This is a genomic window from Shewanella sp. NKUCC06_TVS (assembly GCF_019345515.1).
Taxonomy (GTDB): domain Bacteria; phylum Pseudomonadota; class Gammaproteobacteria; order Enterobacterales; family Shewanellaceae; genus Shewanella; species Shewanella oncorhynchi.
In genome coordinates this window covers 67650-81200 of record NZ_JAHKQX010000009.1, presented here as the reverse complement: position 1 = coordinate 81200, position 13551 = coordinate 67650, and the positions used below count along the sequence as shown (strand labels likewise).

8 protein-coding genes and 1 pseudogene are annotated in these 13551 nt (G+C 44.0%); 5 read left to right on the top strand and 4 right to left on the bottom strand.

Annotation, left to right across the window (positions count from 1 at the left end; all coding sequences use genetic code 11):
- Positions 1–44 precede the first annotated feature (44 nt).
- Positions 45–1751 (top strand): amidase, encoded by a 1707-nt coding sequence (locus KO531_RS11655; RefSeq protein WP_219251301.1) that lies wholly within the window; start codon positions 45–47, stop codon positions 1749–1751.
- Between the two features lie 195 nt (positions 1752–1946).
- On the opposite strand, the gene KO531_RS11650 is transcribed toward KO531_RS11655, so the two are convergent.
- Both KO531_RS11650 and KO531_RS11645 read right to left on the bottom strand, forming a co-directional pair.
- The gene (locus KO531_RS11650; RefSeq protein ID WP_219251257.1) at positions 1947–3026 is read right to left on the bottom strand and encodes a methionine synthase; all 1080 of its coding nucleotides are present in this window, start codon (positions 3024–3026) and stop codon (positions 1947–1949) included.
- Positions 3027–3081: 55 nt separating this feature from the next.
- On the bottom strand, positions 3082–4056 hold the full coding sequence (locus KO531_RS11645; protein ID WP_219251256.1) for a DUF1852 domain-containing protein: 975 nt from the start codon (positions 4054–4056) through the stop codon (positions 3082–3084).
- A gap of 1447 nt (positions 4057–5503) precedes the next feature.
- Between KO531_RS11645 and KO531_RS11640 the strand changes: the two genes are divergently transcribed.
- The 4 genes and pseudogenes from KO531_RS11640 to KO531_RS11625 all read left to right on the top strand — a co-directional run bounded on the left by KO531_RS11640 (position 5504) and on the right by KO531_RS11625 (position 9268).
- The gene (locus KO531_RS11640) at positions 5504–6382 is read left to right on the top strand and encodes an HNH endonuclease (RefSeq protein ID WP_219251255.1); all 879 of its coding nucleotides are present in this window, start codon (positions 5504–5506) and stop codon (positions 6380–6382) included.
- Positions 6383–6856: 474 nt separating this feature from the next.
- Positions 6857–7468: a hypothetical protein gene (locus KO531_RS11635; protein WP_219251254.1), complete on the top strand. Its 612-nt coding sequence runs from the start codon at positions 6857–6859 to the stop codon at positions 7466–7468.
- A gap of 279 nt (positions 7469–7747) precedes the next feature.
- Positions 7748–8149, top strand: a pseudogene (locus KO531_RS11630) (alpha-amylase family glycosyl hydrolase); the annotation flags it as partial.
- A gap of 93 nt (positions 8150–8242) precedes the next feature.
- Entirely contained in the window at positions 8243–9268 is a 1026-nt protein-coding gene (locus tag KO531_RS11625; RefSeq protein WP_219251252.1) for a transposase, read from the top strand.
- A gap of 491 nt (positions 9269–9759) precedes the next feature.
- Here KO531_RS11625 and relA read toward each other — a convergent pair whose 3' ends face one another.
- Complete coding sequence (gene relA, locus KO531_RS11620; protein WP_219251251.1) at positions 9760–11967, bottom strand: GTP diphosphokinase; 2208 nt, start codon at positions 11965–11967, stop codon at positions 9760–9762.
- A 152-nt stretch (positions 11968–12119) separates the two neighbouring features.
- Positions 12120–13472, bottom strand: coding sequence for a 23S rRNA (uracil(1939)-C(5))-methyltransferase RlmD (gene rlmD / locus KO531_RS11615; RefSeq protein ID WP_219251250.1), 1353 nt, complete (start codon positions 13470–13472; stop codon positions 12120–12122).
- Between the last annotated feature and the right edge of the window lie 79 nt (positions 13473–13551).

The window sequence follows — 13551 nt, the reverse complement described above, 5'->3', positions numbered from 1 at the left end:
CACTGTTATTACACCACAATTGGCTTTCTGCGGGAGGGCGCAAGATGTTTGAAGTCACTGAAGTTTCCATTGCCGAGCTGCGTGCTGCGCTCGAATCTGGCCACACCACCGCAGTGGAGTTGGTTAAGTCGTATCTCGCGCGGGTTGAGGCGTATGACGTCCCTGCGACAAAGACTAAGCTCAATGCGTTAGTGGTACACAATCCCGATGCGCTCAAAGAAGCTGAGGCGTCAGATGCGCGCCGCGCCCGTGGTGAAACACTGAGCCCACTTGAGGGTATTACGTATACCGCTAAGGATAGCTATTTAGTGAAGGGGCTGACGGCGGCGTCTGGCAGCCCAGCCTTTAAGGATTTAGTGGCACAATATGATGCCTTTGCAGTCGAGCGCCTACGCGCCGCGGGTGCCATTTGCTTAGGCAAAACCAATATGCCACCTATGGCGAATGGCGGCATGCAGCGTGGTCACTATGGCCGCGCTGAAAGCCCGTACAATGCTGATTATCTTACTGCACCGTTTGCTTCGGGCTCTTCCAATGGCGCTGGCACGGGCACAGCGGCGAGCTACTCATCATTTGGTCTTGCTGAAGAAACTTGGTCAAGCGGTCGAGGTCCTGCGTCCAATAACGGTTTGTGTGCTTACACTCCGTCACGGGGTGTGATTTCGGTGCGCGGTAACTGGCCGTTAACGCCGACCATGGATGTCGTCGTGCCTTATACCCGCACTATGGCAGATATGCTCGAAGTGCTGGATGTGATTGTGGCTGACGATCCTATCACCCGTGGCGATCTCTGGCGTCTACAGCCTTGGGTCGAGATCCCTAAAGCATCAACTGTCCGTCCAGCATCTTATCTGGAGCTTGCCGCTCAAGCCGACACGCTTAAAGGTAAGCGTTTTGGTGTGCCGCGCATGTACATCAATAAGGATGAATTGGCGGGAACCAGCGAAAACCCAGGTATCGGTGGCCCAACGGGTCAACGTATTCATACCCGCCAATCAGTTATCGATCTATGGGAAGCGGCTCGTAAAGCCTTAGAAGCCGCTGGCGCCGAAGTGATTGAAGTCGATTTCCCGTTGGTATCAAATTGCGAAGGCGACCGCCCAGGTGCGCCGACCGTGTTTAACCGCGGTATCGTCACGCCTCAATTCCTCCATGATGAATTATGGGAACTCTCAGGTTGGGCGTTCGATGAATTCCTGCGTGCTAACAATGACCCTAAACTCAACAAACTTGCTGATGTTGTTGGGCATTTGATTTTCCCCCACGACTTAGGCACCTTGCCTAACCGTGAAGGTGACTTAGCGGCAGGCATGGAAGAGTACGTCAACATGGCTAAGCGTGGTCTTAAATCCTATGACCAGATCGACAGTATTCCCGATGGTCTGCGTGGCTTAGAGAAGACGCGTAAGCTAGATCTCGAAGACTGGATGGACGAGCTAAAGCTCGATGCAGTGCTGTTCCCAACCGTGGCAGATGTCGGCCCTGCCGATGCGCATGTGAATCCGGCTTCCGCCGATATCGCTTGGAGCAACGGAGTTTGGGTCGCTAACGGAAACCTTGCGATTCGCCATTTAGGCGTGCCGACTGTGACTGTGCCTATGGGCGTGATGGCCGATATTGGCATGCCAGTGGGTTTGACCTTCGCAGGTCGTGCGTATGACGATAATAACCTGCTTAAATTTGCAGGTGCATTTGAGTCAACAGGTGACAGGCGCATGATCCCGCCACGTACACCAAAGCTTGGTGAATAAGCGCTAAGACAATGCATAAACCTAAGCACTAAATGTATGAGCTTAAAAATGAAAACGGGATTGGCATCAATTTGCCAATCCCGTTTTTTTAACGCCGACGTCGATACCCTTTCAACACAGCTAGACTTATGTTGCTATAAAACATGCTGCTATAAAACATGCTGCAGTAAAACAGACAGCAACACTTAACGCGTCTTATCTTAATGCCAAGAGCTCTTTTCTGACGATCTCTGCGCCTGCACTTAAGGCGTTGAGTTTACCTCTTGCGACTTGATGGGATAAAGGCGTCATGCCGCAATTAGTACAAGGATAGAGCTTGTCGGCATCGACAAATTTAAGGGCTTTTCGTAGGGTGTCGGCGACTTCCTCAGCGGTTTCAATCGTGTCGGTGGCAACATCAATCGCACCGACCATGACTTTTTTACCGCGAATGAGTTCTAGTAGCTCCATTGGCACATGGGAGTTGTGACATTCTAGCGAAATAATATCAATATTAGACTTTTGCAGCTTAGGAAACACTTCTTCATATTGGCGCCACTCTGAGCCCAAGGTTTTTTTCCAATCTGTATTGGCTTTGATGCCATAACCATAACAAATATGTACCGCAGTTTCGCATTTAAGCCCTTCAATGGCTCGTTCTAAACACGCAATGCCCCATTCGTTTACCTCATCAAAAAACACATTAAAAGCCGGCTCATCAAATTGGATAATATCAACACCCGCCGCTTCTAATTCTTTGGCTTCCTCATTAAGAATTTTGGCAAATTCCCAAGCAAGCTTTTCGCGACTTTTATAATGGTCATCATAAAGCGTATCTATCATGGTCATAGGGCCAGGTAGGGCCCATTTAATCGGTTGCGTAGTTTGCTTGCGTAAAAATTTGGCATCTTCAACAAACACCGACTTTTGGCGGCTCACTGGGCCGACAACCGTGGGCACGCTTGCATCATAGCGATCACGAATTTTAACGATTTTACGTTTTGAAAAATCAACGCCGTTGAGGTGCTCAATAAAGGTAGTAACAAAATGCTGCCGCGTTTGCTCACCATCACTGACAATATCAATCCCTGCTAGCTGTTGATCCTGTAATGACAAACGCAGTGCATCGTGTTTACCGGTAATTAATTCCTCTCCTTGCAATTTCCATGGAGACCAAAGTGTTTCAGGCTCTGCCAGCCACACAGGTTTAGGCAAACTGCCTGCCGTTGAAGTCGGTAACAGGGTTTGGTTAAGCAATGTTTTGTTAAGCGGTGTTTTATTAAGTCGTGTTGTCATGATATTGATGCCGTATTGGGTTAATTATTGAGCGTGACGATTAAGTGCAGAGCGACTAAAGGTAATTAGCAGACCATTGTTCAAAAAACGTTTGGTAGGGCTTGATAAAGTACTCCGCTGCAAATTTGCCTTGCTCATTCGCCAATTGGCTACGTTCAGCTCGGTCATAAACAATTTGAGTCAGTGAATGATCCAAGTTTTTCAAATTAGGTTGATAGCATTTTCCTGCAACAGCATTGGCATTATAAATCTCAGGGCGATAGATTTTTTGAAAAGTTCCCATAGTGCTGATGGTGCTTATCAACTCAAGATGGGTGTAATCATTGAGTAAATCACCAAAGAAATAAAAAGCTAAAGGCGCCACACTATTTGGTGGCATAAAATAGCGCACCTGTAAGCCCATTTTTTTGAAATATTGCTCAGTTAAAGACGATTCATTTGGCTGATATTCAACCCCTAATACGGGATGCTGATTCTCAATTCTATGGTAGGTTTTATTATCCGACACACTGAGACAGATAACCGGTGGCTTATTAAAATTCTGTTTATAAGCATCAGAATTAACAAAAGACTGAAATAGCTTGCCATGTAGACCACCAAAATCATCTGGAATACTAAATTTGGCTTGGCCCTTATTATGTTCTGCCAGTAACACGCTAAAGTCATAATCGCGTACATAAGATGAAAAGTTATTGCCGACAATACCTTCAATACGCTTATTAGTTTTATGATCAACAATATTGGTTTTCAAAACTTCAATCGATGGGAAGGTTTGACCGCTGCCGTCAATATCCAGATTAACGGAGATAATTTCGAGTTCGACAGTATAACGATCACCTTTGGGGTTATCCCAATGCGCTAAGGCATTAAAACTGTTGTCAATCATCTTTAACGCGTTGCGTAAGTTCGCTTGGCGATGACTACCTCTGGCCAAATTAGCAAAGTTGGTCGTGATACGCGTCTTGTCTGAGGGATGATAATTTTCATCAAGACAAATGCTGTTAATCGTAAATGTAAAATGCTTATTCATAGTGATCCAGTATCCCATTGCCTGATTTCAAACCTGAGTTTATGCCCTGCGCTTCTAGCTTCTCGACCCTACTCTGATAGACATTATTAGTGTTCTGTCTGAGGTTCTGTCCTGAGATTCTTACTCAGTTGTCTCACAGTCTTTTAGGGGCTACTTACTTTTAACTTAAGTGCCAATGACTTAAGTTCTAATGGCTTAGCTAGGGTGCAACTTCAAGCTTGTCTAATATTTCGCTTGGAGTCATTTATACGTGGTTCGACACATGAACAAAAACGGTTTTATTTCACATAGAACATGAGCCATATTCATGATCAATTAGCATGGCGTTGTGGATTAACCTGAAATCGGGATTGGGAAAAGCAGGAAAGCAGCGACAGTCATATATTTATCTATTTTCGAGTTCGCCCTCCCTAGAACCAGTTCGTAATATTGCCGCTTGCACACTTGCCCATAGTTTATTTAGAGACCGAAAGATAGCTTCGTGAGTGTTCACTACTTGACCTAAAATTAGTAATGATACAAAGTGCCCGTAAATGAACTACACACATTAAGCCTGAGCGGCCGCAAATTTTGCCTCGTTTTAGTCTCACATTTTAAAGTTATGAGTATAGGTAGCTATGATTAATCTTATAATTATGATGTTCATTTTTACTATGATTTCTGCGCTGATTGTAGAAATTCATTGTCGTATCCAAATGAAAATCATTGCAAATGAAAAAAACGCATTTAGTTTAGTTATGCACTATTTCCTTACAATTCATCTTGCATTGTTCGCAGTGTTTTTTATGCAGAAGTTATGGGATACCACTTATTTTCTCGAATTTTCTGAACTTAAAAAGGCAATAGTCGAACTCGGCTGTGTAATTATTTTCATATTGCCATCAATTTACATTGTATCAGTTCGGTATTCTGGACTAGTTGATAAAATGGAACGTTGGCGTAAAAACTAAGTCTACCAAAGTCGCTCAGTGTGTTTGATGAATTACCTTTTATAGATCTTGCTGGACTATAGCTAGGAAGTTGAGACTAAAGAACATAGACACCCAACCTTAAATAGCGATCCCCCCAATCACTACCCATTCGTATAATGGGCAGTAGTTAGCATGTCTGAAATACACCATGTCTTAATGAATTAGCTCGTTTTTTCCTCAGATGCAGTCCTGCTACTTTTGGTAACTCTCATTCAAACCATTTTAGCCAGAGCAGGTTGTAGGCAACCGAAAGTACATTAGGTTGTTAATTTAAAATGGGTGGCCTGATCTACTAATACAGTTAGATAATAGGTTTGGAAAATGCGCATTTTTGCGGATAGTGTATTTAATAAAAATCTGATAAGTTCTTTTATTACAAGTAATTAAACTGTGCGTGTTTTTACTGGTCTAATGAGGTAAACGCGCATGCACAATAATAAAATGTTGAAACTAATAAATTTCGGAGTTTGAAAACAATGTCAGAAAGAAAACCTATTCCTAAAAGTGTGAAAAAGGTACTTCGTTCTGAGGTCGGATTTGGCTGTCCTGTTAAAGGGTGTGGTAACCCTTACCTCGAATACCACCATTTTGACCCTCCGGTTAGTGTCAAACCTCATAACGAACCAGAAGGCATGATTGCACTATGTGCTCAACATCATAAAAAAGCGGATGGTGGGGCATATACCACAGAACAACTGCATGAGCTTAAGAAAGACAAAGCAAATGCAAAGTTAGTTAAAGGTAGTTTAGATTGGTTGCGTAAAGACTTGCTGGCCGTAGTAGGAGGTAATTTCTACTATGAAACCCCAAGAATAATAACAATTGATAACATCGATTTAGTTTCTTTGGTACGTGATCAAGATGGGTATCTTCGATTAAACATCAATATGCTAAGTTTGGAGTCAGATGAACGTATAATTATCGAGGAAAACTCGTGGGAAAATATCGGATCACCTCTCGATTTACGGAGTCCTCCTCAGGGTAAAGAGCTTGAGGTGAGTTACCATAATGGTGACTATCTATATTTACGATTTATAGAGCTTGAATCATTTGAGCAAGCGCAACAGCGATATGGGACCGATGTATTTAAGGATATAACTTTTCCGATCACAGCTGTTGAAGTCAATATGACAATTGCTGGTACTCGCATAGAACTCACCCCTATAAGTTCTCAGTTAGGTGGTATTCAGATGACAGGTTGCTTATCATCACACTGTGGTGGTGGTGTAGTAATTCAAAATAGTGGAATACAGTGGAAACAAAATCTTGTATGGAAACGTAAAACACTAGTGGAACAGACAGAGTATCCGAATGTTGTAAAAGTAAACTTTGGTAGGCGACAAACGTTTTTATAACAAACACTTCAAGCGGGCGTTAGCTGTACGGTAATATAAATGGGTAGTCATAGCCAAAAGGTGACGCTTACCTTTAACGCGGCTGAATTTAATTTCATTTTTGATTTTAAATTAGCAAATAAATCACAATTTAAAAAATAATTGTTAATCAAACACGATTTAATGGATAAGCGTAAAAATGTTAAAAGAGTAAATGCAGAGCTAACCTTAGGAGAGATAAATTCTTTATTAGTTAATTTCTCTAGATAATCAGGGGAAGCCAATATATCTGTCGATAATCAGTATTTACTTGACTCATTTTTTGGTAAGTTAGGTAACAAATATAATGAAAGCATGCACGTTTAATTTACAGCTAGCAAGAAATTTAAGCCAAATTAAAACAGTAAGTTAGACCACTATTCGTTCCATGTTACAACCAACCATTTTAGTTTGCTTAATGTAGCATTAAGCTCTTTCCAAAATACCGAGACAACGATGGACCAAAAATTATTACAAGCTATAAACGCTGGCTTCTATAACGCGAAGGAAAAATTCCACAAACAGGAAACAATATCCAATCAACTAATATCAACAATTTTTGTTCATGAGGTTTCTAAGTCCATACACCAAACTATTTTTGATGCAGAGCACGCATTAAAAACCATAGGAGTGGATGATTATTTCGTAAAGAAACCTGGTGAATGGCTACTAGATTGCTGCATTGTAAAAACAAAAAACTCCTTCATACAAAAAATAGCATTTGCCTTAGAGTCAGAAAGTAATACAAGTAAAAAATCTTTTGACGAAGATTTTGCGAAAATCTTACACATCAACTCTGACGTAAAGCTATACCTTAACGGCCTAAACCAAACGACTACCGGAGGCATTAATAAATATATAGCAGGTCGTCTTGAATATGCGGAGTTAATATTAAAATCAAATACTTATGAAACTAATAATTTTTATTTAGGCTTTTGGCCATCACCAAAACAAGAGAAGAAGGGACTTTATTCATTTTGGAAATGTTTTCATCAACACCAGCACCTTGATGCCATTCATCTTTATAAATACATCAATGGTAAATTCATGAAAATCACTCCATCCTGACACATATAAACCTTCACCTCGTATAAAACTGTAGTGGTTCAAATCGCTCTTTTCGCTCACTGGGGTAAAGCCCGCCCCTTAACCAAACGTTACCCATAGAAATTTTAATTCAAAACTCACTAATTTGAGCTAAAAGTCTAACTCGGAAATGTCCAAAAGTTTCTTATGTTCAATCGAATGATAGAGAATGATAGAGAGGACAGCCATATATTTTTGTATTTTCTTGCCCTCTAGACTAGGCTTTAAGTTATCCTAATTTAGCCAGTACAGTGACTTGTGATGACTTCGGCTAGAAGACAATTAATTGATGCCAATGCAACGCCTTTCTATCATGTGATAAATCGCTGTGTTAGAAGGGCTTTTTTGTGTGGTGAGGATAAACTCACTGGTCGCAGTTACGAGCATCGACGTGGCTGGATTGTTGATAAAATCAAAGTCTTGTCCGCTATTTTTTGTATTGATATTTGTGCCTATGCGGTGATGAGTAATCACTATCATTTAGTGCTTAAAATTGATGTCGACAAGGCGAAATCGCTAACGCAAAAAGATATTATTCGCCGCTGGTGTCAAATCACTAAAGGCCATGCTGTCGCCACTAAGTATATGAATGGTGATGCTTTAATCGACGGTGAAGCGATGTTACTTGATGCATTTCTCGCCGAGTGGCATGAGCGACTGAGCAAAGGAAAAGTAAGGACAGCCACATCTTTTGTGTTCTGCGCACTCCTCTACTAGGCTTTACATTACCTTGATTTTCTCTGTATGGAGCCTGTGATGACCTCGGCCAGAAGACAGTTAATTGATGCTAATGCGACACCTTTCTATCATGTGATAAATCGCTGTGTTCGCAGGGCTTTTCTGTGCGGTGAAGATAAACTGTCAGGTCGCAGTTATGAGCATCGTCGCGGCTGGATTGTTGATAAAATCAAGGTATTATCTGCGATTTTCTGCATTGATATTTGCGCCTATGCGGTGATGAGTAATCACTATCATTTAGTACTTAAAATTGATGTCAACAAGGCGAAATCGCTAACGCAAAAAGATATTATCAGCCGCTGGAGTCAAGTCACTAAGGGCCATGCCGTTGCCACTAAGTATATGAATGGTGATGCTTTAATCGACGGTGAAGTGATGTTACTTGATGCATTACTCGCCGAGTGGCATGAGCGACTGAGCAGTATCTCTTGGTTTATGCGCTGTTTAAATGAAGAAATTGCCCGTAAGGCCAATCGTGAAGATGAGTGTAAAGGCGCTTTTTGGGAAGGCCGTTTTAAGTCACAAGCCTTGTTAGATGAGCAAGCACTACTGGCGTGCATGATGTATGTCGATTTAAATCCTATTCGAGCAGGGATTGCCAACTCTGTGCAATCCTCTGATTTTACATCGATTCAGGAGCGCGTGAATGAGCTTAATCCTCATAGCAACGCGCCCCAACTGGCCAAAACTACCGCAGATAACCTACAGCAAATACCACATAAAGCCCTCGCAAAATTTGATGGTTCAACACTTCAGAATCAGCAAACGGGTATTCCGTTTCATTTTGCTGATTATCTTGAGTTAATAGATTGGACGGGACGAGCCATTCGCCTTGATAAAAAAGGTTATATTGATAATCAGCTGCCAAAACTGCTCGATGAATTAGGCATTTCGTCCGATGCATGGCTCACTTCAGCCAAAGAGTTTCGCCGTCAATACAGTGGCATAAGTGGTCGATGGGATAGTATGTGCGAGTTTAAAAAGCAGCACAACAGCGGCAAATGGTGTAAAGGTAAAGCCTCAAGCCAAGCGTTACATCCTTAAGTTCATCGCTGCCCACGATTCAGCGCTTAGAATTATTTTTTGTTTATCCGGAATGCAGAGAATTCCGTGCAAAACATAGCTCATTTCTGCCCAATAGAGTGGTGTCTATAATCGTTAAGATTAGATCTAGTCTTTAAAACCAACAGGTTACGCAAGCACTCGAAAGGCGTGCCATGGTGATTAGCGAGACGACCGTCCGCCCCATGGACGGGGCGGTCGAGCATCCACGGACGGACTGGCTGCGAGTCGGGGAGCAAATGCCATGGCAAGCCATTATGAATGGCTTGCAGCAACAGCTAAGCATACAAAGACTAAATTGACTGGTAATCCCGCTCAATTTCCATAAAAACCAAATAAAAAAGGCGGCCAGCGAAATTCGCCTTGCCGCCCCAATCCTTGATTACTTTCTTTCTAGCTTCTAGATGCCTTCTATGTATCTTTTATATTGCTAGAGATTTCGAGGCTATTCGCTTCGATAGGCGTTGCTAGCCTTAAAGTCGTCTTGCCTCAATCACGCTATCGACTTGGGTCAGTTTAGATAACACCCGCGATAAACCATCGAGGTTATAAAGCTCCAGTTCCAACTCAATCGCGGCTGTCTGATTTTTAGTGTCCGATGACGAACTCATGGCCAGTACATTGGATTTTTCGGCAGCCAACACTGAGGTTAAGTCACGCAATAAACCGCTGCGATCGTGGGCTAATACCCGCAGACGCATGCGATAACCGCCGGAGTAATTTTCGCCCCAGACCACATCGACACCGCGCTCTGGGTGAACCCGCATTAACTCTTTAACTTGTTCACAATCAGCGCGATGCACAGAAATGCCACGGCCTTTAGTGATAAAACCTAAGATTTCATCTCCGGGAACTGGCTGACAACAACGGGCGATATGGTTAAGCAAGTTACCCACACCGTTGACTTCAACCTGACCACGGCCACTGGAGGTCGGCTTATGTTGGCCTTTCTTAACTAATTCTTCGACCGCATCTTCTTCTGACACTTCGTCGAGTCGCAGACGGCTTTGAATATGGTTAACCACTTGATGCAGACGCACATCACCGCCGCCAATGGCCGCCAGTAAGTCATCCATGCTCGCCATATTAAAGCGCTCGACCGCGATGGCCGCGTCTTTAATTTTAAGGCTCACCCGCGCGAGTTCGGATTCAAGCATTTCTTTGCCGGCGACAATATTCTTGTCTCTGTCCTGCTGCTTAAACCAATGCTGGATTTTCGAACGCGCCCGCGAGGTACGGATATAACCTAAGTTAGGGTTAAGCCAGTCGCGCTTGGGGTTGGGCTGTTTCGAGGTGATAATCTCGATACGCTCGCCCGTTTCAACCTGATAGGTGAACGGCACAATACGGCCATCGACCTTAGCGCCAATACATTTATGTCCCACTTGGGAGTGAATGTAATAGGCAAAGTCGAGCACGGTTGAGCCCAGTGGCAAGTCGACAACTTCACCGCTTGGGGTGAACACATAGACTCTATCTTCAAACACTTGGCTGCGCACTTCTTCAACCAAGTTGCCACTTTCGACCACGTCTTCCTGCCATTGCAGAATTTTACGCAGCCAGTTAATTTTTTCTTCGTAACCGCTTTGTTTACCGGAATGATTGCCTTCTTTGTATTTCCAGTGCGCGGCCACACCCATCTCTGCATCTTCATGCATGTCTTGGGTACGAATTTGAATTTCAACGGTTTTGCCCTCAGGCCCCACCACCACGGTATGAATCGATTGATAACCGTTAGGTTTAGGGTTAGCGACATAGTCGTCAAATTCCCGTGGAATATGGTGCCAAAGCGTATGCACAACACCTAATGCACCATAACAATCCTGCAGACGCTCAGTCACGATACGCACAGCGCGCACGTCAAACAACTCATCAAATTTAAGGTGCTTGCCCTTCATCTTGCGCCAAATACTGTAGATATGTTTCGGCCGGCCGTAGACCTTAGCGCGAATTTGATCTTCATCTAATCTTTGTTGCAACTGACTGACAAACTTGTCGATAAAGACTTCACGATCCAGTCGTTTGCCATCTAATTGCTTAGCAATGTCTTTATAGGTATCAGGATGCAGATAGCGGAAAGAAATATCTTCCAGCTCCCACTTTAATTGACCAATACCCAAACGGTTAGCCAGCGGCGCGTAAATATCGGCAATTTCACGGGCCAGAAGCACGCGAGTTTCTTCGTCGGCATTTTTCACCGCCCGTAGTAAACACACACGCTCGGCAAGCTTAATCACCACAGCGCGCACATCTTCAACCATAGCCAATAACATGCGGCGGATATTGTCGATTTGCGGCTCGGTTGAACGACTATTAGGATTGATTTTCAAGGCGCCAATCGCGTTCATGGTCACGACACTCGCGACTAAACGCGCCAGCGGCTCACCAAATTTCTCTTGGATGGCTTCTTCGGTCAATAACCCAGCATCGAGCACCACAAACAAAATTGCCGCCTGCAGGGTTTCAATGTCCATGTTTAGCGGTGCGAGGATTTCGATCATCTCTCGAGCACGTTCGAGCAGTTCTCTCTTCGCCGCAGGACTCTTGGCTGGTAAGGCGTCAATCTGCCCTATCAAAGAGAGCAGCATCTGCGCTTCATCGGCATGACCAACATAGCGAGCTACCCAATCTTCTAAGTGAAAATCGGGATCATTAAAGTGCGCTTCGCGAACAGAGACCATCTAATTTATTTCCTTATCCGTGCTCAGAGAGAAAGTGGGCACCACTTCAGCTCTCCTATCTTCAGCATTGGCGCGAACTTGTCAAACCCAACCGACGTAATAATCACATTTTTTACGTTATTCAAACGCTTTGCTTACTTTGCCAGCGCAAATTACTTGGTTAATTCAAACAGTGCCATGGCTTCGATATGGTGTGTTTGTGGGAACATGTCGATAAGTCCCAATTGCTGTAAGCGGTAACCGCGCTCTAACAGTACTGCGCTATCGCGGGCTAAGCTCGCAGGATTACAAGAAACATACACGACTTTGCGGGGCTTCATCTTCTTTAGCCATTGCAAGCTTTCAAATGCCCCCGCACGGGCGGGATCGAGCAGTAATTTATCAATCTTGCCCATCCAAGGCTCAAGGGATAAATCCGCACTCAAGTCGCCGTGGTAAAAGGTCAGTTTATCCAGATTGTTAGCTTTAGCGTTCACCCGTGCCTGAGTCACCATTTCGGCAACCCCTTCGACGCCAATCACATCCGCGCCCATTTTCGCTAAGGGCAAACTGAAATTACCCATGCCGCAGAACAAATCCAAAATGCGCTCATCTGGCGCTGGCGCTAACCAATCCATCGCTTGAGCGACCATGGCCTTGTTAATCTGTCCGTTCACTTGCACAAAGTTACCTGGGGTGAAACTTAAGCTCACCGCATCCGACTGCGCATTTTCATCTAACAGTTGATAAACCGGTAACACTAACTCAGCACCGACGCCTTGGAATTGGCCTTCGTTGTCCTGCAGACAAATATGGATCTGATGCAGCTCAGCAAAGACTGACAACTTAGCGAGATCTCTATCGTTTAACGCCTTAGTGATACGCAGCACGGCGAAATGACCATTATCGGCGGCAATTAACTCAAGATGACCTAAGCTGGCTTTAGCCGACAATTGGTTCAGCAACTTAGCAAAAGGGACAATCAAGTCCGATAACGGTTTAGCTAACACCAGACACTGGCTGATAGGCACCACATTGCTGCTACTGGCGGCGCGAAAGCCTAAACTTAAGTGCTTGGTATTTTTATCAAACAAAGTAGCAAGACGGGCGCGGCGACGATAATGCCAACCTTCCCCCGTGAGTGCAGGCGATAAAGCACCGCCTTCAGTGCCAGCAAACTTAGCCATAATATCCAGCAACGCGGCTTCTTTATGCTCACGCTGACCCGATAATGACATATGCTGTAAGTCGCAGCCGCCGCAGGTGTGGTAGTGTGGACACTCTGGCTCAACGCGCTCAGGACTTGATGAATCGACTTTAATCAACTTGGCACGGGCATAATTTTTCTTTTGCTCGGTGAGCTGTACCGTCACGGTTTCATCGGGCAGTGCGCCGGGGATAAACACGACTTTACCTTGATGTTGTGCTATACCAGCACCTAAGTGATCGAGCTGTTCTACGCTCAGCGATAACTTAGCCGACAACTGTTTGGAACTATTTGGTTTTGCTTTAAAAAATTGCGCCATTTCGGCCTCTAAATCAATAAAATACTGGCAAAGACCGCCCTCTTTCTGGCAGTCTTATAAAATTATCTTAGTCTCTGTC